The organism is Segatella copri (assembly GCF_019249765.2).
GTDB lineage: Bacteria > Bacteroidota > Bacteroidia > Bacteroidales > Bacteroidaceae > Prevotella > Prevotella copri_K.
Genome location: NZ_CP152484.1, coordinates 689,286 through 710,820, shown reverse-complemented (window position 1 = coordinate 710,820; position 21,535 = coordinate 689,286). Strand labels below are relative to the sequence as shown.

Annotated in this window: 23 protein-coding genes; 5 read left to right on the top strand and 18 right to left on the bottom strand. The window is 48.4% G+C overall.

Going from position 1 to position 21,535, the window contains the following annotated elements:
- Position 1 precedes the first annotated feature (1 nt).
- The 4 genes from KUA46_RS02960 to KUA46_RS02945 form a co-directional block, all read right to left on the bottom strand.
- Positions 2–1,321 carry a nucleotide sugar dehydrogenase gene (locus KUA46_RS02960; RefSeq protein WP_153139693.1) on the bottom strand — a complete coding sequence of 440 codons (1,320 nt, stop codon included), beginning with the start codon at positions 1,319–1,321 and terminating at the stop codon, positions 2–4.
- 619 nt (positions 1,322–1,940) lie between these two features.
- On the bottom strand, positions 1,941–2,354 hold the full coding sequence (locus KUA46_RS02955; protein WP_153139691.1) for a type II toxin-antitoxin system VapC family toxin: 414 nt from the start codon (positions 2,352–2,354) through the stop codon (positions 1,941–1,943).
- Complete coding sequence (locus KUA46_RS02950) at positions 2,351–2,596, bottom strand: hypothetical protein (RefSeq protein ID WP_117692841.1); 246 nt, start codon at positions 2,594–2,596, stop codon at positions 2,351–2,353. Before KUA46_RS02950 ends, KUA46_RS02955 begins: the two co-directional genes overlap by 4 nt.
- Before the next feature lie 427 nt (positions 2,597–3,023).
- On the bottom strand, positions 3,024–3,287 hold the full coding sequence (locus KUA46_RS02945) for a hypothetical protein (protein WP_118079067.1): 264 nt from the start codon (positions 3,285–3,287) through the stop codon (positions 3,024–3,026).
- Positions 3,288–3,532: 245 nt separating this feature from the next.
- On the opposite strand from KUA46_RS02945, the gene KUA46_RS02940 reads away from it, so the two are divergent.
- The 5 genes from KUA46_RS02940 to KUA46_RS02920 all read left to right on the top strand — a co-directional run bounded on the left by KUA46_RS02940 (position 3,533) and on the right by KUA46_RS02920 (position 7,561).
- Entirely contained in the window at positions 3,533–5,839 is a 2,307-nt protein-coding gene (locus KUA46_RS02940; protein ID WP_218487082.1) for a BT4734/BF3469 family protein, read from the top strand.
- Between the two features lie 101 nt (positions 5,840–5,940).
- Positions 5,941–6,150, top strand: a complete 210-nt coding sequence (locus tag KUA46_RS02935) for a DUF4248 domain-containing protein (protein ID WP_117692838.1) — start codon at positions 5,941–5,943, stop codon at positions 6,148–6,150.
- A 161-nt stretch (positions 6,151–6,311) separates the two neighbouring features.
- A complete protein-coding gene (locus KUA46_RS02930; protein WP_153137106.1) occupies positions 6,312–6,839 on the top strand; it encodes a DNA-binding protein in 528 nt (175 codons plus the stop codon).
- Between the two features lie 80 nt (positions 6,840–6,919).
- On the top strand, positions 6,920–7,432 hold the full coding sequence (locus KUA46_RS02925) for an N-acetylmuramoyl-L-alanine amidase (RefSeq protein ID WP_153137104.1): 513 nt from the start codon (positions 6,920–6,922) through the stop codon (positions 7,430–7,432).
- Positions 7,433–7,468: 36 nt separating this feature from the next.
- Entirely contained in the window at positions 7,469–7,561 is a 93-nt protein-coding gene (locus KUA46_RS02920) for a smalltalk protein (RefSeq protein WP_153073356.1), read from the top strand.
- Positions 7,562–7,592: 31 nt separating this feature from the next.
- Here KUA46_RS02920 and KUA46_RS02915 read toward each other — a convergent pair whose 3' ends face one another.
- The 14 genes from KUA46_RS02915 to pfkA form a co-directional block, all read right to left on the bottom strand.
- Positions 7,593–8,309, bottom strand: a complete 717-nt coding sequence (locus KUA46_RS02915; protein WP_228114864.1) for a tyrosine-protein phosphatase — start codon at positions 8,307–8,309, stop codon at positions 7,593–7,595.
- Positions 8,310–8,315: 6 nt separating this feature from the next.
- Positions 8,316–10,829, bottom strand: coding sequence for a GumC family protein (locus KUA46_RS02910; protein ID WP_256625040.1), 2,514 nt, complete (start codon positions 10,827–10,829; stop codon positions 8,316–8,318).
- A 64-nt stretch (positions 10,830–10,893) separates the two neighbouring features.
- Positions 10,894–11,691: a polysaccharide biosynthesis/export family protein gene (locus KUA46_RS02905; RefSeq protein ID WP_218487083.1), complete on the bottom strand. Its 798-nt coding sequence runs from the start codon at positions 11,689–11,691 to the stop codon at positions 10,894–10,896.
- A 5-nt stretch (positions 11,692–11,696) separates the two neighbouring features.
- The gene (locus KUA46_RS02900) at positions 11,697–12,356 is read right to left on the bottom strand and encodes a UpxY family transcription antiterminator (RefSeq protein ID WP_153137723.1); all 660 of its coding nucleotides are present in this window, start codon (positions 12,354–12,356) and stop codon (positions 11,697–11,699) included.
- Positions 12,357–12,753: 397 nt separating this feature from the next.
- Positions 12,754–13,728 carry a F0F1 ATP synthase subunit gamma gene (locus tag KUA46_RS02895; protein ID WP_153093380.1) on the bottom strand — a complete coding sequence of 325 codons (975 nt, stop codon included), beginning with the start codon at positions 13,726–13,728 and terminating at the stop codon, positions 12,754–12,756.
- Between the two features lie 6 nt (positions 13,729–13,734).
- Positions 13,735–15,321: a F0F1 ATP synthase subunit alpha gene (gene atpA, locus KUA46_RS02890; RefSeq protein ID WP_118079073.1), complete on the bottom strand. Its 1,587-nt coding sequence runs from the start codon at positions 15,319–15,321 to the stop codon at positions 13,735–13,737.
- A gap of 22 nt (positions 15,322–15,343) precedes the next feature.
- Positions 15,344–15,880: a F0F1 ATP synthase subunit delta gene (locus KUA46_RS02885; protein WP_022121944.1), complete on the bottom strand. Its 537-nt coding sequence runs from the start codon at positions 15,878–15,880 to the stop codon at positions 15,344–15,346.
- 8 nt (positions 15,881–15,888) lie between these two features.
- Entirely contained in the window at positions 15,889–16,389 is a 501-nt protein-coding gene (gene atpF / locus KUA46_RS02880) for a F0F1 ATP synthase subunit B (RefSeq protein WP_218487084.1), read from the bottom strand.
- 137 nt (positions 16,390–16,526) lie between these two features.
- On the bottom strand, positions 16,527–16,766 hold the full coding sequence (gene atpE / locus KUA46_RS02875) for an ATP synthase F0 subunit C (RefSeq protein ID WP_006846851.1): 240 nt from the start codon (positions 16,764–16,766) through the stop codon (positions 16,527–16,529).
- Between the two features lie 80 nt (positions 16,767–16,846).
- Complete coding sequence (locus KUA46_RS02870) at positions 16,847–17,956, bottom strand: F0F1 ATP synthase subunit A (protein WP_022121943.1); 1,110 nt, start codon at positions 17,954–17,956, stop codon at positions 16,847–16,849.
- A gap of 48 nt (positions 17,957–18,004) precedes the next feature.
- Entirely contained in the window at positions 18,005–18,448 is a 444-nt protein-coding gene (locus KUA46_RS02865; protein ID WP_218487085.1) for a hypothetical protein, read from the bottom strand.
- A gap of 22 nt (positions 18,449–18,470) precedes the next feature.
- Positions 18,471–18,710, bottom strand: coding sequence for an ATP synthase F1 subunit epsilon (gene atpC, locus KUA46_RS02860; protein ID WP_153085474.1), 240 nt, complete (start codon positions 18,708–18,710; stop codon positions 18,471–18,473).
- 18 nt (positions 18,711–18,728) lie between these two features.
- Positions 18,729–20,255 (bottom strand): F0F1 ATP synthase subunit beta, encoded by a 1,527-nt coding sequence (gene atpD, locus KUA46_RS02855; protein ID WP_006846855.1) that lies wholly within the window; start codon positions 20,253–20,255, stop codon positions 18,729–18,731.
- 208 nt (positions 20,256–20,463) lie between these two features.
- Complete coding sequence (pfkA, locus tag KUA46_RS02850) at positions 20,464–21,441, bottom strand: 6-phosphofructokinase (protein WP_006846856.1); 978 nt, start codon at positions 21,439–21,441, stop codon at positions 20,464–20,466.
- Positions 21,442–21,535: the final 94 nt, after the last annotated feature.

Sequence of the window (21,535 nt, the reverse complement as noted above, 5' to 3'; positions counted from 1 at the left end):
ACTAGTCTCTTCTAAATATATCTCGTGTATATACCTTATCTTGTACATCATCCAAACAAGCATCATAGCGGTTGGCAATGATGGCTTGGCTCTGTGCCTTGAATGCTGCCATATCATTTACTACTTTGCTTCCAAAGAAGGTACTGCCATCTTCCAAAGTTGGCTCGTAGATGATAACCTCAGCACCCTTTGCCTTGATTCGCTTCATAATGCCCTGTATGGCAGACTGGCGGAAGTTATCGCTGTTACTCTTCATCGTCAGGCGATAAACTCCTATCACACAGTTGTGCTCCTTGCTTGCATCATAGCTACTATTCTCATTATAATAGCCAGCCTTTCTGAGCACGGCATCTGCAATATAGTCTTTTCTTGTACGGTTACTCTCAACAATTGCTTCTATCAGATTCTCAGGAACATCGGCATAGTTTGCCAGAAGCTGCTTGGTATCCTTTGGTAGGCAATAACCACCATAGCCGAAACTTGGGTTGTTGTAATGGGTTCCAATACGTGGGTCAAGACCTATGCCATCAATGATTGCCTTGGTATCCAAGCCCTTGACTTCGGCGTATGTATCCAATTCATTGAAATAGCTTACTCTTAATGCAAGATAGGTGTTGGCGAATAGCTTCACGGCTTCCGCCTCCTTCATGCCCATGAATAGAGTATCGATATTCTCCTTAATGGCTCCTTCCTGAAGCAAAGCGGCAAAAGTCTTAGCTGCTTCTTTCAACTTTTCTACATCAGTAACCTTCAAGATTGCCTCATTTTCTTCTGAGAACTCAGGACGATCTATCAGCTTAGGATAACCTACGATGATGCGGCTTGGATAGAGATTATCATAGAGTGCCTTGCTCTCTCGGAGGAACTCCGGGGAGAAAAGAAGATTGAATTGCTTCACTCCCTTCTGGGCATACTTCTGATATAGGCTTCGAGTGTAACCTACAGGGATGGTACTCTTGATTACCATCACTGCATCGGGATTAACCTCCAGCACCAAGTCGATAACTTCTTCTACATGAGTGGTATCGAAGAAGTTCTTCACTGGGTCGTAGTTCGTTGGTGCTGCAATAACTACGAAGTCTGCATCTTTATAAGCAGACTTGCCATCCAATGTGGCAGTGAGATGCAGAGGTTTCTCTGCCAGATATTTTTCGATATACTCATCTTGTATCGGAGATATATGATGATTCAATTTATCTACTTTCTCGGGAATTACATCTACTGCTGTTACCTCATGGTGTTGGGATAAAAGCGTAGCAATACTGAGTCCTACGTAACCGGTTCCGGCTACGGCAATTTTTAATTGATTAAAATTACGCATTGTTTTAAGTTTTTGAATAATAAGCATCCTGAGCCTCTTTCGGTGGGTCAGTTTCCGAAAGAGAACTACAGGATGCGTTGCGGGTGATTATGTAGCGCCCACACTACTAAGCTACTTCTCGTTATATATATTTTTTGTTATTTCTAACAATATAATTGGTTCGTATCGGAAATGAAGGACATAGAGTCCTTACCAGATAAGAATTGTCTTTAGGGTATTCTTACCTGGATATTGATTGAGTAAAAAATAGTCTGAATTTGATATTATAAGAGATTTTTCGACTCCCCTGTCCCCCTCTTGCAAAGAGGGGGTCCTTATCCCACTCCCAAGCCCTTCAATAGTCTTTACGACCCCTTCGGTTCCCCTTGTAGGGGACAGAAACCCTTAGCATAAGGGCAAGGGATGTAGCTGGCGATGCTATAGCTCTGCCAGAGTTTTGGTCAGCCAGCGGAGCCTGTGCCCGCAAGGGGCTGGCTGAGAGTGCTTACGCAACAGAGTTGCGATTGTTTAACGCCTAATCGGCGAGTGTTTGTCGGCTAGCGCATTGTAGGGTTCTCATACGAAAGATTCTGTTTTATTGCTCTTTGATGATGAATACTATATGAGAATTGTACTAATGCTATTTGATACCAAATACACCAAAGAATTCGGTTACCGTATAAACAGGAACCGAAGAATCTTTGAAATCTTTCTTGTTGCGAGTTACAATACAATCTGCCTCCGCCCAAATTGCAGAGGCATTTTGAGTCGCATCCTCATAATCTTTCCAATCAGAAGAAAGCATATCAACAACTACCTGCCCACGTAGGTCTACAACGTCTACAAATGAAGCCACTTTAATAAGGCATTCCTCAATGTCATTATGCTTAAATTTATGACCTATATACACAGCATTGACAATAGACAAAGCAGATGTCATTAGTTCATATTCTTCCATATAACCATGAGCAAAAAGCTTCTTGGCCTCTTCGACAAAACCCTGGCGATTGCAAACAAAATCCACCAAGACATTTGTATCTACATAAACTTTCATAGGCTATACTTCTCTTCTGTCAAAATATCCAAACCGTCAGCATCTGCTGGAACTGGCGTTCCTCCCTTCACCATCATCGTATCCATAAGAGCCATAGCCTGATTAAGTTTGGCTGTTCTATCAGTCTTCTTAACCTTGCTTACGATTTGCCATTTCATTCTTTCTGCCAACTCTGTAAAGAATGACAAATCCGACTGAGGGATGTAATAGCTTGTGCCATTTGATAATATTGCGGTACTCATAATTTTATCTCCTATTTATTTTAACTTGCTGCAAATATAAGGGAAATATCTGAAATTGCCAAAGAATTTCTGGTTTTTAACATTGTCCCACTGATTGCACAGATGAACACAGATTTTCTGAGACCTGTCCGGTCTTGAATAAAGTCACGCAGATAGCGCAGATGATGCAGATTTTCCTTCTACTATTCTTATCCGCAGATGAGACCTATTCGGTCAGATTTTCACAGACTTTTACGATCACTACTTCTCGTTTGTATGTTTGGGTGGGTGTGAAGGGGGTGTATAAGAACTTTTGTATATACATCGTGCGCAAAAGATAAAGAGAAAGGGTATCAGATAGTTATGCCTTCTTTTTAACACTCTTTTCACGCTAAAGTTCATATACCCCCTTCACACTTCACAGTTTGTTTGCTAATCTAAAAATCGCTCATTTCGGCGACAATGGTTCCAGCAACCCGTCAATCAGACGAAGCAGCTCGTCTCTGTGAGCCTCGCCAACCAACGACTCCATCCAACGTATCGCGCCCCAGTAGTCGTCGATGGAAACATCGCGGTCCATCGCCTCCAGACTCTTGGTGTACGCATCAGACAGCCGGAACTCCTTGCGGATGGCTGACTTGGTGGAAGCCCAATGCTTCTCCTCCTCAGTAAGACCACCCTCAAAACGGTCTTCCTTCAGTTCTTCACGCATAGCCCAGAACACGTTGTGGACTAAAAGATTAAAACACTTGTGGACAGAAATCATGTCCGTCTGTAGTCGTAGGAATCCTTGATTCCCATGACTTCACTTTTGATTTTTTTGAAAAACATACTGAAAATTTTATGTTATGTTCCAAAATCGGAACTTTTTGTTTTCAATGCCAAATTTTATGCTTAGCTTTGCGGCGGAATCTGTATGATTCAATTTTACATCAACTTCTAATCATTGGCTTAAAAATGACAACAAAAGAACAACAACAAAGACAGGAAATGGTATTACCATCTTTCTTCTATGCTATCGCCTCCAGCGAAAGCAGACAACTCATCAGTCTTGATGAACTGCAGCGAATCATCACCCTCGACGCCATGACCCAGGCTCGTACCGAAGACTACCGCAAGAACATGCGCATCAGCAGCGAGCTCGCTCATCAAACCAAGGTGATGATGCCAGGCATCACTACCTCCGTGCTCATGGACGGACGGGGCAAGGAACTGCGCAACGTGGTGAAGACCACCCAGATGATCGCCGTGGACATCGACAAGATTCCTGCAGAAAAGATGAAGGAGGTCGTACAGAAGGCGGACGCCGACCCTCACACCATGATGAGGTTCATCACCGTGAGCCAACGGGGCCTGCGCATCATCTCCAGATACCTGCCCATAGATGACGACGAGGTGACCGCACTGGAACTTTTCGATGTGATCATACGCAAGGCGATGAGCTATTACAGTAAGTTGCTAGGCGTGCCTGCCGACGAGCAATGCGTAGACATCACCCGGATGTGCGGACTCGCCCACGACCCTACCGCCTACTTCCATTGGGACGCAGAGCCTTTCGGCTTGAACACCCATGACCTGAAGGCGCTCTATACCAAGAAGGCCAACGAGGCGAAATATGCCAAACGTGCCAGCAAGCGCAAGCGAAACAGCCAGAAGATGGTGGCACTGGGCAAGGGGGTTCCCTCGATGGACGAGGCAGCGCAGCACATACTGAACCTACTCGACACGTGGGGCTACAAGTTTGAGAGCGGTGCCCACAACGAGTATGTGCTCCACTTCGGCAAGGTGTGCGTGCGCTATGGCATAGACAAGGAAGAGGCAATGACCTACGCCAAGAGCAACTTCAGCTCCGACTATCCCGATGCTGACAGCGTGATGAAATCATGCTACAAGCACACCGAGAAGCTAGGCACCTGGCACTTCTACCGCAAAGGCGAGGGCTTCTCGGGTAAGCCGACTGTCAAGGTAATCAAGCAGTGGCTCTCGATGAGATACGAGTTTCACCACAATGAGGTGACAGGATTCCACGAGGTGCTGAGCCGCGATATAATCAAAGGCAAATACCATAAGTGGACCCGCATCGACGACAACATAGAGAACACCATCTGGACCCAGATGGACGAGATGGGACTCGAAGTGACCGCCATCAAGCTGCACGCCATCATCAACAGCGACTTCAGCGAGCCTTGGGATCCCTTCGACGAATATCTCAGGAGTCTGCCCAAATGGGACGGAAAGACCGACTACATCGACGAGCTTGCCAACCGGGTAACCATCAACTATTGTCCTGGCTACCACCACTCACAGGAAGAGTTCAGATACTTCTTCAAGAAATGGCTCGTATCGATGGTGGTGGCATGGGTATCGCCGAGAGTGGTGAGCCAGACCATCCTGATATTCATCGGGAGGGGTGGCATCAACAAAACCACATTCTTCTATTATATCCTGCCACCATGCCTGCGCCAGTACTTCATCAACGAGTCAACCGCCAACTATACCGACAAGGACTTCATGGAGGCTTTCTCAAGCAAGGCACTCATATGCCTCGACGAGCTGGAGTCTACCTTCGGCAAGGGGCTGAGCGCCCTCAAGAGCAACGTCACCAAGCTGGTGTTCTCCATCCGCCGCCCCTACGACAAGTATCGTTCAGAACTGCTGCACCGTGGTGCCCTCTGTGGCACCAGCAACAGCATACAGATCATCACCGACGAGGAGAACCGCCGCTACTCACCATGGTTCGTAGACAATATCGAGAGCCCTAGGGAGACACCCATCGACTACCAGCACGTCTATGCCCAGGCTGTAGCTCTGGGACAAGAGGTAACCAATCGGGTGAAGAACCAGGAAGAGGGATGGGTATACTGGCTCACCACCGTCGACATAGACGTAATGAGGGAGCACAACGGCATGTTCATGGTTTCCAACTTCATGGAAGACCAGATACTGCGCTTCTACAAGGTGCCGAAATCAGACACCGACCCTCAATATGTAAAGTTCCGCTATTCATCGGAAATCATGGAGCGCATAGGCGGAAGTCCCGCCCTGAGCCGCAACATGAGTCACCAGAACCTGAGCGCCGTGATGCAGCGACTGGGCTTCAAGAAGGTACACCGCGCCAAAGGTAACGGATGGCTCGTGATAGAGAAGAATCCGGGAGAAATCAACACCGAGGCGATCTGCAGTCCAAACGAATGCGCAGAAACGTACTTGAAACCATACAGAACCATAGCTACGGATAGCCAGAATGGTTCTGACCAACAATAAGCAGCATTCTGGCAAGTGCTAACCAGCATTGCCAGCAACGCTAAGTATCATCAAGAGAAACGCTAAGTATTATTACCGCGATTCATAAAAGTCAAATCTATATGAAAATCAAGATATACAAAAAATTCGAGCTTGCCAAGCTCTACTTTCCGGAGCAGTCGAAACACGTGGCACTAAACCACCTGATGCGAATGGTAAACCACTGTCCGCCTCTGCTTGAAGCCTTGCGAAGAGAGGGCTACGAACGGTTGGCGAAGACCTTCACCATGCGCCAGACGCTGCTCATCTATGAGTATCTGGGCGAGCCATAATACTGAGTTTTCCAGTTTTATGCCCCATCGTATCCCTATCTCACCCCTATCGTACAGAAGCCTCTTATGAAAGTCGTATCTTTGCAACCGTAAACAAGAAACAAGCACTGCGCAGCGCTTTAATACATGAAACACGAACCATAAAACAATTTATTAGCCTTATGATTGAGTACGATTTAAAGAAGAACAACAACAAGAAGAACGTGAAGGCTTATGGCAAGTACTACGCCAAGCCCCACATTAGTGAAACTGTAGATCTCGATGAGCTCGCCGACCACATGCATGGTCACAACTCTCCATTCTCAGCCGGGACCATCAAGGGCATCCTCATCGATGCCGTGACCCACATCAAGGAGCTCCTGCTCATGGGCAAGAATGTAAAGCTCGACAACCTCGCCATCTTCTACATCAGCATCAAGAACAAGATGGGTGCAGAGAACGCCGACGACTTCAACGTATCTAAGAACATCGAAGGAGTAAGAATGAAAGCCCGCGCCACGGGCGACTTCCGCTCTGTGAATCTCAACCTCGACGCCAACTTGAAGAAGTATGGTGCTAAGAAAAAGAAGTCTTCGACCACCACCGATTCCGAAACGACTACGCCATCGGGAGATACTGGGAAGAGCGACTCTGGCTCTGGTTCCAACACTAACCCAGGCAGCGATTCGGAATCCGACGGACTTGAGTAACCGGGATAGCATATCCCCGTTATCTCTTAACGGGGATTGCAAATCCCCTTAACATGTTTTTTTTAATATATTGACCGAAAATGACACAAGATCGATTTCCGATGACAATTGGCGGCGAGGAGGTGCTCAATGAGCATCTCCTGCTCGCCTACACAGAGAACGGCGAGATGATGGACTCACCTCTGAGCGTCCGTTTTCTCGTAATTCATTGCTCGGCAACACGTGCCGACCGTAACTACACCGACAAGCAACTGATGCGCGACCACAAGAAGCGTGGATTCCGCACCGTGGGCTACCACTTCTATGTCCACAAGGACGGAAGCATCACGCAGTTCAGAAAGCTGCTGGAGGTGGGCTCACATGCCCGCCCATACAACCGCTGCTCCATCGGCATCTGCTACGAGGGCGGGCTGGATGACGAGGGGCGTCCTGCCGACACCCTTACCCGGGCCCAGTATGACACAATGTGGAATCTGCTGCGCAAGCTCAAGATTACGTTCCCACAGGCTAAGATAGTGGGTCATCGTGACTTGCCGGGCACCACCCCGAAGGCATGCCCTTGCTTCGATGCAGCGAAAAAATTTCCACTTTAATGCTTCATGTTAAATGTTGAATTTTTAATTTGAACTATGAAAAAAGAAACCATCAAGAAGGTGATCAATTTCATCATCACCGTACTTACCGCCGTAGCTAGCGCATTCTGCGTACAGAGCTGTCAGTAAATTCTCAGTAACTAAACCTTAAGTTCTAATTCTACCAGTATTGCCAGAAGATGCCCAGGCGGTGCAAGTCGCTGCCCACGAAGTCGTACATATCGTTCTTCATGAGCCACTTGCATCGTTTCTGCACCTTCTTGCCATACTGTCCATCTATCGAGAACACATTTCGCTGGAACTTTATGCCCATCAACTTGAGCTTCTCGTAATCGCACTTCTCCATATAGAGGTAGCGCTCAGGATGGGCAAGCACGGGCGTGTAGCCATTGTTCTTGATGCGCTCCAGGAGGGCATGAAAATTCATCGGGGCAGAGAAGATGCTCGTCTCCACCAACAGGAGCTTGCCATCCTCGCCCAGCGGCAACAGGTCGTTTGCCTTCAGGCGCTTTTCGAAGAGCGCATCTAGCATATTTTCGGCTGCGAGATGCAGCCGGAGCATTTTTCTGTCAGCAGGGTTTCGCTCGGCGAAGTCCTGCTGATATTGTTTTTGGAAGTTCGCAAATACTTGGCGCAAATGGGTGGTCTCGTTGGGTACGTCTTCCATAATATGAGGCGTAAGCCAGACATCCCTCATGCCTGCGCCTTCGTAAAGGCACAACATTTCCAACGACTTCTTTACCTCTTGAAATCCGTCGTCCACACCGGGCAGGATGTGGCAGTGCCAGTCGATGCCACCGGGGAGTCTCTCTGATGGTGCTTTCTTGCTTGCCGTCGGATTGCAAATCCAACGGAACGCCTCACGGAATATATTCATATTTTCCTATTTTTTTATCCAATTTTCTACTTTCCTATTTTTGCCCCCATTCTTGTCGGAGCCGTAGTGGTAGCCGTAGCCATAGTGGTAGCCATAGCGATAGTAGTGGCCGTAGCGGCCGCCCTGAGCCTTGGTTCCGTTCAGAACGAGCGACATATTCTTGAATTTCTTGTCCTTGTAGAGCTGCTCAATATCGCCCAGCATACTGCGCTGCATCAAGCCCGAGCGTACCACGAAGATGGTGCGGTCGGCAACTTTCTCTATAATCTGGGTATCTGCCACGATTTCCACTGGTGGACAGTCGATGAACACATAATCGTACTCACCCCTCATCTGCTTGATCATCTTCTCCAGACGGTCGGTGAAGAGGAGCTCCGTAGGGTTAGGCGGCATGGTACCGATAGGCAGCACGTCGAATTCCTTCACCAGTCCATGCTCCTCGCCATGGCAGATGATGCCCTCCAGGTCATCAGTCCTGCCGTTGAGATAGTCGCTGAGTCCCTCGCCAGGGCTGTCCACGAGCATGGATGTGGAACCATGGCGGAGGTCACCATCGATGACGAGCACTCGTTTCTTCTTGATGGCGAGCGACATGGCGATGTTGCCTGCCAGGTGACTCTTGCCCGAGCCTGAGTTGAAAGACGTAAGGATGATGACGTTCTGCTCGGGATGGGTGCCTATCATAAACTCCATGTTTGTGCGCAGCACGCGGAACGCCTCGTTCACGATGTCGCGCTTGCCTGCCTCCACCACAATCTGTCGCGTCTCCTTCGGCTTCTTCCAGAACTGGATGCGCTGCAGAAGAGTTGGTCTGTTCTTGCGACTGATGCTGTATGGTATTTCACCGAGGAATGGTATGGTGATGTTCTTGAGGTCGTTTCTGCCCCTCACCGTCGTGTTCATGTTCTCACGGATAAAGATGACTACCACAGGTATCAGGACTCCGAGAACGAAAGCCACGAGAATGATGTTGCGGCGCACAGGCTGCACTGGTTTGATGTCGCCCGTAGGAGGGGTGATGATGCGCGTGTTGTAGGCGGTGAAAGCCTTGGAAAGCTCGTTTTCCTCTCTCTTCTGCAAGAGGAAGAGGTAGAGCGCCTCCTTCACCTTCTGCTGGCGACCCACTGTTTGCAGGTACTTTGCCTGGCTAGGGTTGCTGGCTATCTGGCTGGTGGTCTGCGCCTCGCTTGCCTGCAGGTTGCCAAGCTGCGAGTTGAGTGTCACCACGAAGTTGTCGATACTGGTTACGATGCTATGGCGCATGGAGGCGAGGCTCTGGTCATAGTCAGCCACCAATGGGTTCTGCTCGCTGGAGTTAGCCACCAGGTTGTTGCGCTCCAGCTGCTGCTTGTTGTATTCGGTAATCTGCTGCTCGATGCCCGGGCTGTCGATGCCGATATTGGCTGGCAGGAGCTGGTTCTTGCCCACCTTGCCCGTCAGGAAGTTGCGCAGGTAGCGTGCCATGGAGAGGCGTGAGTTCAGCTCGAGTATCTGCTTGTCTACGTCGCCGCTCTTCTGCATGTATTGCTGTGCGGCGGTCTCTACGTCGGGCAGCAGATTGCGGCTCTTGAACGAGGAGATGTCCTTGTCTACGTCGCCCAGTTCTCGCTCGATGACGCCCAGGCGCTCGGTGATGAAATGGGAGGTGGAGACGGTCATCTGGTTCTTGTCCTCCATCCAGTTCTTGCGGTATACGGAGATGATGGTGTTCAGCACGTCCTCGGCGCGCTGGGTGAGCTGGTCCTTATAGGTCAGGTCGATAACTGTTGCCTTCTCCTCGCTGATGCTTGCCGAGAGCGATGCCTTGATATGGTCGGTCATGGCATAGAGGTTGGTGCGAGTCACATGCAGTTTCCTGCTCTCATGTCCATTGACGAAGGCTGAATAGCCCGATGCCTGGTCTACGCATACATAGCCCATCGCCGTGCGGACGGTCTGGCCCAGCTTGCCCTGTACCTCCTCGTCCGATTCCACTTGGTTTCCAGCCTTGTCGGTGCCACTCACATGTACGATAGAAAACAGGTTGCCATGCTTTACCTCTACATCCAAATTGGCGCTCTGCATATCGTTCAAGCTATAGAAATGAACGGTTACAGGCAGCGTTCTGCCATAGAGAGCCACAGGATGGAAGGTACCGTCTTCACTGTAGTTTACGTCGAGTTTGAGCTGCTTGCCTGCCTCCAGCAAGACGGCTGGCGACTGGATGGCAATCAACTCGTTGTTGACGTTCGACTTGCCTCCCGAGAGTCCCATGTCGGAGAACATACTGGCCACATCGCTGTTGATGCTCTGGCTCTTGCCGTCTTCCTTGATGAGGATGGATGCAGTGCGCTGATAGACACACGGCGTGGAGAGGAGGTAATAAGTGGCTATGCCTAGGGTGACGACGAGCGAGATGACAAACCATCGCCAGCGCACAAGGCACAGATACATTAAGTCTTGCAGACGAATGAAGTCTTCTGCCTGCTGGGGGCGACGACCCAGAGCATTCTGCATCGTCGCTTGATTATTCTGAATCATTGAATTTGAATGTTGAATGTTGAATGTTGAGTGTTGAATGTTGAGTGTTCACTCTACTCTTACATTATTTCTTGATAAGTACTGCCACGCTGGTGGCAAGTGAGGCAAGGCTAATCCAGAAGCCCGTGCTCCTGACATTGTTGCCATTGACCGTGCTCTGGCGAGCCTTGGTCTTGTTGGGGCTGATGTAAACCACGTCGTTCTGCTGCAGGTAATATACCGGACTGTTGAACACGCTGTTTCCCGAGCAGAGATTGATCTTGTATATCTTCTGGTGGCCGTTTTCCTGGCGCAACACCATCACGTCTTCACGGGTGCCATAGATGGTCAGGTCGCCCGCCTTGCTAAGGGCATCGAGAATAGTCACTTTCTCGTCCTCGATTTCATACTGTCCAGGGTGTGCCACCTCACCCATCACCGAATAGTGGAGATTTGTCAGGCTGACGGTCACCACGGGATCCTTCACCAAGTTGCGCTCCACCAGAACTTTCTTGATTTCCTCGGCAATCTGCTCTCGGGTACGACCTGCCACATGCAGGGTGCCCAGCACAGGAAAGTCGATGTTGCCCTTGCTGTCTACCGTATAATAATAGGCATCCTTGGCGATGGTCGACGTAGAGTAGCTGGTGGCGGTTCCCGTAAGATTGAAGAGCTGTGTGATCTGTGGATCCTTGCTCTTCACGCCGATGTAGAGTTTATCTGTTGGCTTGGCGGTGATCACCGCACTTTTCAGATTAACCAGCGTATCAGGATTTTGGTTAAAATCCTGGAAATACGCTATTTGTTTTGGGGTTCCACAAGCTGACAGGACAAGAAGTCCCGTGCAAATAGCTCCAGAAAGCAATGATTTACGATATTTCATATTATTTATATTTTTTCTAGAAAACATCTTGGTATATAAGTGGTGGCGACGGCACAGATTCCCTCTATCGACACGATGAGCCGATGGTCGCCATTGATGCGCTTGATTTCGCCCTCCAGACCTTTGAACCTGCCGTCGATGACCCTGACACGTTCACCTTTCTTCCAGTTGAAGGCTCCATCCTCGAAATATTCCAGCCCCTTCTGATCGCCCGACGAAACCATCATGAACATCTGCATCTGTCGCTTGGGAATGGCGATGGGCTGTGGGTCGAAGTCCACCAGCTGGCGATATAGCCTTGCCTTGCCACACAGTTCCCGCTCCAGGCATAGCGCCTGTCGCTTGTTGCTGCGCATGAAGAAAAGCGAGGGTATGAGTGGGCGCTCCACCACAATCTTCTTGCCTTGGCTGTTTACATGTCTCTCTTTTACGAAGGGGGCGTAATATTCCATCACATCGCCCATCATATCTTCGGGGAATGTGTTTTTCATCTGGTCAGGATCCTTAAGCACGTTGTTGAACAGGTTGAACAAGTCTCGGCAAAGCGCCACTTTGTTCATGAACACGCGCATGGCATACCATGATGCCTCTGTCTTGGCTAGTTCGCCAAGAGTCTCGGCTTGTATGCTTAGAGAATGATTGATATCTTTTATTGAATTGTCCATTCTTTCATTTTAAGTATTCTTATACAGACACATTTTCTCTTCCCCCTTATGTCGAAACGAGTCGTCACAAGCAGCAAGGAGATTGAGACAGTATACTTCTCGTAAAGCTTCTGTCGTTCGGAGCAACCCTGATCCAGGCGATGCTGTACCCGCAATCCCATTTGGGTAACTAAGCCTCATATTTCCTGGTTTAGTTCTCAAACGCGCCGCAAAGTTAACAAAAAAAAAAAAAAACGAAAGAATGTTAGTACAACTTTAGCTAAAATTAGTTTTTTAAGCTACTTTCTTAATATTCGTTAATTTTACTGTTTTATTTGCATACAAAACATAAAATCGGGATAAATCTCTTTCAATAAGTGATTTACCCCGATTAAACATTATACAGATGGAAGGAAACTTAGTTGTTTACGCTACCTCCCACAATATCAAGCAATTCATTGGTAATGGCCTGTTGACGACTCTTGTTGTACTGCAAGTTGAGTTCGCGCAAGAGTTCATCGGCATTATCCGTAGCGGTCTGCATGGCCACCATTCTGGCAGCATGCTCACTCGCCTGGCTATCCAGCAACGCTGTATAAATCATCAGACGAAGCTGCTTAGGAATCAAGACTCCCAAAACAGTCTCCAAGTCTGGTTCTACAATGAAGTCATCATTCAGAGGTTTTGCCTCAGAACTCTGGCGTCCGTCAGCTTCAGCCTGCTTTTGGCGCAGATATTCCTGAGCCTTTGCCGTAGCCACATTAGAGGTAAGGTCACGATCGTTGTCCACTCCTATCGACTCAGTGCTGAGGTCAATAGGCAAGAAAGTCTTGCGGGTCAGAATCTGTGAACCGGCACTCTTAAAGTGATGATAAATCATCTCCACCTTATCGAGCTCACCAGCAGCATACTGCTTGGCAAGTGAATGGGCGATATCTGCACAGGCGCTGGCATGAGGATGATCGGCAAGATCATTAAAATTACCGCCAATCTTCAAACCCAGTTTCTGTGCCTTCTCTGCCACTTTTCGTCCGATAGGATATACCGTGATGTCGTCAATGCCTTGAGCCTTATACTCGTCCACCGCATGCATCATCATCTTGATAACGTTGGAATTGAATCCACCACACAAGCTGCTGTTAGAACTGTATACCACAAGAGCTACACGCTTGGTTTCCTTGTGCTCCAACTGCAACGGATGGTCGACATTCGGAGTACTTACCAGGAAACTCTTGAGGATATGTTCCAGCATATTTCCATAAGGCAGCATATTCTGGATAGCTACCTGAGCATGATGCAACTTACTGGAAGCCACCATCTTCATCGCACTCGTAATCTTACGGGTACTGTTAACGCTGGCTATGCGAGTTTTAATCTCTTTTAATGACGGCATAGGCTATTACGCTTTATATTGTCCTGCAACATTAGCCATGGTCTCCTCGACTGCCTTAATGGCATCGTCGGTGAGTTTACCATCGCCCAAAGTCTCAATCACATCAGCGTGCTGGCTGCGCATTGCATCGAGGAACAGATCCTGACAGTCGCGAACCTTATCCATTGGCACGTCGTGCATCAATCCGTGAACACCACAATAGAGAATAGCTACCTGCTCGCCTACCGGCATTGGGCGGTACTGAGGCTGAACCAGCAACTGGTCGTTCTTACGGCCACGGTCCAGAGTCATCGCTGTTACGGCATCCATATCGCTAGAGAACTTAGAGAAGGCCTCCAGCTCACGATACTGAGCCATATCAATCTTCAGTGTACCAGCCACCTTCTTCATACTCTTGATCTGGGCAGAACCACCTACACGAGATACGGAGATACCTACGTTGATAGCTGGACGGAAGCCCTGGTTGAAGAGGTCGGTCTCAAGGAAGATCTGACCGTCGGTGATGGAAATCACGTTGGTTGGGATGTATGCTGATACGTCACCAGCCTGTGTTTCGATGATAGGGAGGGCTGTCAAAGAACCACCACCCTTAACGTGACCCTTCATGCACTCTGGAAGGTCGTTCATCTGCTCGGCTACCTCCTGCTGGTCGTTGATACGAGCGGCACGCTCCAACAGACGAGAGTGGAGATAGAAGACATCACCAGGGTAAGCCTCACGTCCGGATGGACGGCGGAGGATCAGAGATACCTCACGGTAAGCCACAGCCTGCTTACTCAAGTCATCGTATACGACGAGAGCTGAGTAACCACGGTCGCGGAAGTACTCACCGATAGCTGCACCGGCAAATGGTGCGTAATACTGCATGGCTGCAGGATCGGCAGCGGTAGCACTTACGATGATGGTATATGGCAGGGCGCCATGCTCCTTGAGGTTCTGTACCAATGCTGCAACGGTAGATGCTTTCTGACCGATAGCTACATAGATACAATATACTGGCTTGCCAGCCTCATAGAAACTCTTCTGGTTGATGATGGTATCCACTGCGATGGCAGTCTTACCGGTCTGACGGTCACCGATGATCAACTCACGCTGTCCACGACCGATAGGAATCATAGAGTCTACCGCCTTCAAACCAGTCTGAAGAGGTTCCTTTACTGGCTGACGATAGATTACACCAGGTGCCTTACGATCCAAAGGCATCTCGAAAGAATCGGTGAGGTCGATGTCACCCAGACCATCAATAGCCTGACCCAGAGGGTTTACGACACGTCCGAGGAAGTTGTCGTTTACGCGGATAGAAGCGATACGGTGTGTACGCTTCACGCTCTGTCCCTCCTTGATGCCAGCTGTAGGACCTAAGAGGACACAACCTACATTGTCTTCCTCCAAGTTCATGACGATAGCCATGGTTCCGTTCTCAAACTCAAGAAGCTCATTAGCCTCGGCATTGCGCAGACCATAGATACGAGCCACGCCATCGCTGACGGTAAGCACAGTACCCACCTCGTCAAACTGCTGAGAGCCATTAACCTCCTGGAGCTGCTGCTGAAGAACCTCAGACACCTCACTTGGTTTAATTTTATCTGACATTGTTTATTTACTTTAATTATTTTTACTTTTTGAGCTGTGTCAGAATGTTGTTGAGCTTAGTCTTTACGCTCGCATCCATTCTGTAAGTATCATACTCAAGGATGAAACCGCCAATCAGTTCAGGGTTCACCTCGGTCTTGAACTCCACAGTACCTTTCGTTCTCTGCTCCACCATCTTGCGCATCTTATCCTCAGTAGAGGCGTCAACGGCAGTGGCGGTGATCAGCTTACCGCGGATGATGTTCTTCTGTTTCCTGTAAAGAGTGATATACGAAGCAGCCATGAATTGCAGGGTGCTCTCCCTATCCTCTTTCAAGACGAGAGCGATAAACTTCTTGCTCAGTTCCGTAGGCTCCTTGCCCAGGGCTGTAATGAGAAGTGCCTCTTTCTTGTCTTTGGAAAGCATAGGGTTGTCTATCGTAAATCTCAGTTCAGGCACGTCGATGTAGCTCTTAAAGAGCGTCTGCATCTCCTGGTAGACCTGATCTTCGAGCTTCATGCCGAGTGCAGCCTTGATGAGGGCACGGGCATAACGCACCGATATTACACCTATATCCATAAGCTTTACTATTTGTTGTCAGAAGAAACCTCGTCCAGCAGTCGATTTATCATATCCATCTGTGCCTTGTCGTCAGAGAGCTTAGCCTTGAGCACCTTCTCTGCAATCTGAACAGAGAGTTCGGCTACCTGGCCTCGGATTTCACGAATGGCGTTCTGCTTCTCGGTCTCAATCTGCTTCTTGGCATCAGAGAGGAGACGTGCGCCTTCTTCGCGAGCTTTATCCTGTGCTTTCTCTACAATGGCATCGCGGGTTTCGGCAGCCTCCTTGAGGAGGGCAGCCTGCTTCTCGCGAGCTTCCTGCAAGATGGATTCACCTTCTTTTTGGATATTGGCAAGCTTCTCGTTGGCTTCGTGAGCCTTCTTCAGACTATCATCAATGAAAGCCTTGCGCTCGTCCACCATCTTAATGATGGCTGGGAATCCAGCCTTCCAAAGAATGATGAAGACGATGATGAAGACCAGCGTCATCCAGAAGAGCAAACCGCTATCAGGAATTAATAAATCCATATATACTGGTTAAAGTTTTACTTAAACGTTTTATTTTAACTAACTCTAGAATCATCTCTATCATGCCCCGGAAAGACATCAGGCTGATGCCTGAGACTTCCTTTTATCGGGGCAGATGATAGTGACAGATGAGATGATTACATAACGATTGCCAGGATGGCGATGATGACAGCGAAGAACGCAACACCCTCAACCAACGCAGCTGCAATAATCATAGAAGAACGGAGGTCGCCCATCTTCTCTGGCTGACGAGCCATAGCGTCCATAGCCTGGCCACCAATGCGACCGATACCAATACCTGCGCCAATAGCGGCCAAACCTGCACCTACTGCGGCACCCAACTTTGCAATCTCTGCTGCTAATAAAAGTGATAACATAATCTTAATAATTTAAGTTGTTAATATTTTCTTTGTTTATTATCTGAATGAAATTAGATCCGTAATCTATAAGCTATAAACTACTTCACTACCTCTGGCTCAGCCTCATGAGACTTTACATGAGCCAGCGAGATGAATACTGCACTCAGCATGGTGAATACCAATGCCTGAATGTAGCTTACCAATACTTCGAGGAGCATCATAAAGGCGCTCATCGCAACACTTACTATTGTCATACCCGTACCTGCCACATAGTTGGCGATAGCATTCTCACTGATGTTGAACATAATGAAAATGATAGCCGCAAACGAAAGTGCGATGGCGTGACCCGCCATCATGTTGGCGAAGAGTCGGATAATCAGAGCCAGCGGTTTCGTAAAGATTCCGAAGAGCTCGATGAATGGCATCAGTGGCACAGGGACCTTCAACCAGGTTGGTACCTCCGGCCAGAAGATATCCTTCCAGTATTCCTTGGTACCGGTGAAGTTGGTGATCAGGAATGTCGTTACACCGAAGAATACGGTGCAGGCGATATTACCCGTCAGGTTACCACCACCTGGAGGGAATGGTACGATACCCATGATGTTCGCCACGAAGATAAAGAAGAAGCAAGTAAGCAACCATGGTGCGTACTTTGGCGCCTCCTTACCGAGCGTAGCCTTGATTACATCGGTATATACCGACATGATGAACATGTGCATCAGTCCCACAAATCCCTTTGGTGCAGGGTCATCCACCTTGTGCTTCCTGCACCAGCGGGCTGGTATCAGGACACAGAGCAACAGGATGATAGCATCAATGAAGAGCACGCAAACGGTCTTCGTGATGGAGATGTCAAGCGGACGAACCTCCTGGCCTCCCACCTTCTCTACTATCTTGTTGGGATTCGCCTGCGCATCAGCGTTCTTGATCACCAGGTTGAAAGGTCCAGGACGGTCTCCATTGGCATCCTTCTCTTCCGAGAATTCGCTGCTGCAGAACACGTGCCAGCCCGAAGTGGTGTTAACGATGATTGGCAGATGAATCACTACGGGATGGTCTCCCACCTTGGTGATATGCCATTCATAAGAATCCTTGATATGACCCCACAATATCTCTTTCACATCGATGTTCTCCTTAGCCGATACCTGCAGAGGTGCCAGCGTAAAGAGCAGCATCGCCATCAAGAGGAATTGCTTGAGATGTTTCATATTCTTTAATTCTTACTTTTGTTTATTAATTATTTGTTTCAGAACCGCTTATGAAAGACGGTTCTTTTTCTCTACCCGAGCGAAGTAGATGCAGTCGAACACGAGAAGTACGACATAGAAAAGGGCGAAGATGGCGGTAAAGCCCAGAATGTTCTGCTTGTCGCATACCAGCACATAGATGAGGAATACCAATGTACCAGCCATCAGTTTCAAGACCAGTGCCGCCAGATAGAACTTGGCGAGATTGGCTGGCGATGACTTTGCAACAGCCTTCCATGCTTCACCATAAGCAGTACTTGCAACGAGTGAGAATATCGCACTCACTACCAACGGGTTAACTACCTGGGGTATCATATCATCGCATTGAGCAGACAATCTGCAGGCAAAGAGCACGGCAAGAGCCACTGCTGCTGTAAGCCACAAAGAAATCTGCTTATACTTGATACTCGCCTGTCTGATAGTCTGCAAGCGCAACTTTTCGTCTTTTTCCATTATCTAATAATTAATCACTTATCTAAACTTCTACGCAAAGGCTTACTTCGTTTTTCTTACATTCCACGAATCCGCCCTTGATGTTCATTACCTGCTTGCCTTCCCTGGTGGTGTATTCCACCTTGCCCACTTCGAGCGAAGAGATGATAGGCGCGTGATCCTTGAGAATCTCGAACGAGCCGAGGGTTCCCGGAACCAGTACGCTCTCTACCTCACCCTGGAAGACTACTTTCTCAGGAGATACTATCTTTAGCTGTAACATAAGCCGTGGATTTAAAGATTACGCCTGTGCTGCTGCGAGCAACTGCTTAGCCTTCTCCTTGGCATCCTCGATAGTACCTACGTTGAGGAAAGCCTGCTCTGGCAGGTCATCTACCTCACCGTCGAGGATGGCGTTGAAGCCCTTGATAGTCTCTTCGATAGGAACCATCACACCCTTCAAACCGGTAAACTGCTCTGCTACGGTGAATGGCTGACTCAGGAAACGCTGTACACGGCGTGCACGGTTCACGGTCAACTTATCTTCATCAGAGAGCTCATCCATACCGAGGATGGCAATGATATCCTGCAACTCGTTATAACGCTGCAACAACTGCTTTACTCGCTGTGCACAATCGTAGTGCGCCTTGCCCACAATCAGCGGGTCGAGGATACGAGAGGTAGAACCCAGCGGGTCTACGGCAGGATAGATACCGAGAGATGCAATCTTACGGGAAAGCTCAGTGGTAGCATCCAGGTGAGTAAAGGTGGTAGCTGGAGCAGGGTCGGTCAAGTCATCGGCAGGCACATAAACGGCCTGTACAGAGGTGATGGAACCATTCTTGGTAGAAGTGATTCGCTCCTGCATGGCACCCATCTCAGAAGCCAGCGTTGGCTGATAACCTACGGCTGATGGCATACGACCCAACAGCGCAGATACCTCAGAACCAGCCTGGGTGAAACGGAAGATGTTATCGATGAAGAACATGATATCTGCTGCCTCACCATTCTTACCTCCGTGATCACGGAACTCCTCAGCTACGGTCAAACCAGAGAGAGCTACAGAAGCACGTGCCCCAGGTGGCTCATTCATCTGACCATATACCAAGGTAGCCTGACTCTTGGCAAGTTCCTCAGGATCGACAAGTGAGAGATCCCACTTACCTTCTTCCATCGCTTTACGGAACTTCTCGCCATACTTGATAACGCCAGACTCGAGCATGTCTCGAATCAAGTCGTTACCCTCACGGGTACGCTCACCTACTCCGGCAAATACAGAGTAGCCGTTGTGTCCCTTGGCAATGTTGTTGATCAACTCCATGATAAGCACCGTCTTACCTACACCGGCACCACCGAAAAGACCAATCTTACCACCCTTCATGTAAGGTTCGAGCAGGTCGATCACCTTAATACCGGTAGCAAGCATCTCCTTGTGAGTAGAAAGTTCGTCAAACTTCGGAGCCTCACGGTGGATAGGATAAGCACCCTTCATGTCCAATTCATTCATACCATCAATAGGCTGTCCGATGACATTCATCATACGGCCCTTGATCTGCTCTCCGGCTGGCATCTGGATTGGGTTACCTGTAGGGATAACCTCCAAACCGCGCTGCAAACCGTCAGTATTATCCATAGCGACACAGCGAACTGTATCCTCACCGATGTGCTGCTGCACCTCGATGACAAGCTCGCGGCCGTCTGGACGTTTTACCTTCAGAGCTTCATAAATTTTAGGAAGCACCTTCTCTGGATTCTCGCCCTTTGTATCGAAGTAAACGTCGATAACAGGACCGATAATCTGAGAGATACGTCCGTTAATTTGTGACATAAGCTTATTAGTTTAAATGTTATATATATTTATATTATTCTTGGCTGCAAAAGTAACAACAATTTATGGAAACCACAAATTAATTAAAAGTTTTATTCGGCTTTTATACCTTATTAAACCATTTTTAGTTCCCTTTAAACCATTTTCCCATGCAAAAGCAAGAAGTCAGGAGTCCAAACTCCCTTCTTCTTACTCCAATCTCTATATATTAGATACTCAACTCGTCCAAAACCTTGATCAGTTTACGGTCGAATGGCTTATCTGAGCGGATGGCTTCAGAAAGCGGAACGTATACCACCTCGTTGTTGCGTACACCAATCATCACATTGCGCTGTCCCTGCATGATAGCCTCGATGGCACCACAACCGGTACGGCTCGCAAGAATACGGTCACGGGCTGACGGACGGCCGCCACGCTGCAAGTGACCCAGGATAGATACACGTACATCAAACTCAGGGAACTCCTTGCGCACACGGTCGGCATAATAAAGAGCACCGCACTTAGGACTCTCTGACACGATGACGATACAACTCTTCTTAGACTTACGGATACCACGCTCCATGAATTGAGCCAACTGGTCTACGTCGGTAGAATCCTCTGGAATGATAGCTGCCTCTGCTCCACTGGCGATAGCTGAATTCTGCGCCAGGAAGCCGGCATCACGGCCCATCACCTCGATAAAGAAGATACGCTCGTGACTCTGCGCAGTATCACGGATGCGGTCTACACATTCTACGATGGTATTCATCGTAGTATCATAACCGATTGTATTGTCTGTACCATAAAGGTCATTATCAATTGTTCCTGGCAATCCGATGCAGCATATATCAAACTCACGTGCGAAATTCATCGCACCTGTCAGCGAACCGTTACCGCCAATCACGACAAGCGCATCTATTTCCTCTTTCTGAATCGTTTCAAATGCCTTCTGACGACCTTCCTCGGTCATGAATTCCTTAGAACGGGCTGTCTTCAGCATCGTACCACCAGTACCGATGATACCGCTTACGTTCTCTGTAGAAAAGGTTTTAATTTCATCATTGATGAGACCATCGTAACCACGATAGATACCTTTCACAGTGAAACCGTTGTAGATAGCCGAACGGGTAACCGCACGGATAGCAGCATTCATACCTGGAGCATCTCCTCCAGATGTTAAAATTCCAATAGTCTTAATCTTTGCCATAACTATACCTTATTATATTATATATATTTTTAATGTTAGTTTATTATCCTATCAGGATGATGGTTTTCATCCATTACCCCTACATATACAGTAG

Excerpts from the sequence above, each read along its gene's own strand:
- KUA46_RS02960 (WP_153139693.1), bottom strand. The coding sequence starts at position 1,321 with ATGCGTAATTTTAATCAATTAAAAATTGCCGTAGCCGGAACCGGTTAC.
- KUA46_RS02955 (WP_153139691.1), bottom strand. The coding sequence starts at position 2,354 with ATGAAAGTTTATGTAGATACAAATGTCTTGGTGGATTTTGTTTGCAAT.
- KUA46_RS02950 (WP_117692841.1), bottom strand. The coding sequence starts at position 2,596 with ATGAGTACCGCAATATTATCAAATGGCACAAGCTATTACATCCCTCAG.
- KUA46_RS02945 (WP_118079067.1), bottom strand. The coding sequence starts at position 3,287 with ATGCGTGAAGAACTGAAGGAAGACCGTTTTGAGGGTGGTCTTACTGAG.
- KUA46_RS02940 (WP_218487082.1), top strand. The coding sequence starts at position 3,533 with ATGACAACAAAAGAACAACAACAAAGACAGGAAATGGTATTACCATCT.
- KUA46_RS02935 (WP_117692838.1), top strand. The coding sequence starts at position 5,941 with ATGAAAATCAAGATATACAAAAAATTCGAGCTTGCCAAGCTCTACTTT.
- KUA46_RS02930 (WP_153137106.1), top strand. The coding sequence starts at position 6,312 with ATGATTGAGTACGATTTAAAGAAGAACAACAACAAGAAGAACGTGAAG.
- KUA46_RS02925 (WP_153137104.1), top strand. The coding sequence starts at position 6,920 with ATGACACAAGATCGATTTCCGATGACAATTGGCGGCGAGGAGGTGCTC.
- KUA46_RS02920 (WP_153073356.1), top strand. The coding sequence starts at position 7,469 with ATGAAAAAAGAAACCATCAAGAAGGTGATCAATTTCATCATCACCGTA.
- KUA46_RS02915 (WP_228114864.1), bottom strand. The coding sequence starts at position 8,309 with ATGAATATATTCCGTGAGGCGTTCCGTTGGATTTGCAATCCGACGGCA.
- KUA46_RS02910 (WP_256625040.1), bottom strand. The coding sequence starts at position 10,829 with ATGATTCAGAATAATCAAGCGACGATGCAGAATGCTCTGGGTCGTCGC.
- KUA46_RS02905 (WP_218487083.1), bottom strand. The coding sequence starts at position 11,691 with ATGAAATATCGTAAATCATTGCTTTCTGGAGCTATTTGCACGGGACTT.
- KUA46_RS02900 (WP_153137723.1), bottom strand. The coding sequence starts at position 12,356 with ATGGACAATTCAATAAAAGATATCAATCATTCTCTAAGCATACAAGCC.
- KUA46_RS02895 (WP_153093380.1), bottom strand. The coding sequence starts at position 13,728 with ATGCCGTCATTAAAAGAGATTAAAACTCGCATAGCCAGCGTTAACAGT.
- atpA (WP_118079073.1), bottom strand. The coding sequence starts at position 15,321 with ATGTCAGATAAAATTAAACCAAGTGAGGTGTCTGAGGTTCTTCAGCAG.
- KUA46_RS02885 (WP_022121944.1), bottom strand. The coding sequence starts at position 15,880 with ATGGATATAGGTGTAATATCGGTGCGTTATGCCCGTGCCCTCATCAAG.
- atpF (WP_218487084.1), bottom strand. The coding sequence starts at position 16,389 with ATGGATTTATTAATTCCTGATAGCGGTTTGCTCTTCTGGATGACGCTG.
- atpE (WP_006846851.1), bottom strand. The coding sequence starts at position 16,766 with ATGTTATCACTTTTATTAGCAGCAGAGATTGCAAAGTTGGGTGCCGCA.
- KUA46_RS02870 (WP_022121943.1), bottom strand. The coding sequence starts at position 17,956 with ATGAAACATCTCAAGCAATTCCTCTTGATGGCGATGCTGCTCTTTACG.
- KUA46_RS02865 (WP_218487085.1), bottom strand. The coding sequence starts at position 18,448 with ATGGAAAAAGACGAAAAGTTGCGCTTGCAGACTATCAGACAGGCGAGT.
- atpC (WP_153085474.1), bottom strand. The coding sequence starts at position 18,710 with ATGTTACAGCTAAAGATAGTATCTCCTGAGAAAGTAGTCTTCCAGGGT.
- atpD (WP_006846855.1), bottom strand. The coding sequence starts at position 20,255 with ATGTCACAAATTAACGGACGTATCTCTCAGATTATCGGTCCTGTTATC.
- pfkA (WP_006846856.1), bottom strand. The coding sequence starts at position 21,441 with ATGGCAAAGATTAAGACTATTGGAATTTTAACATCTGGAGGAGATGCT.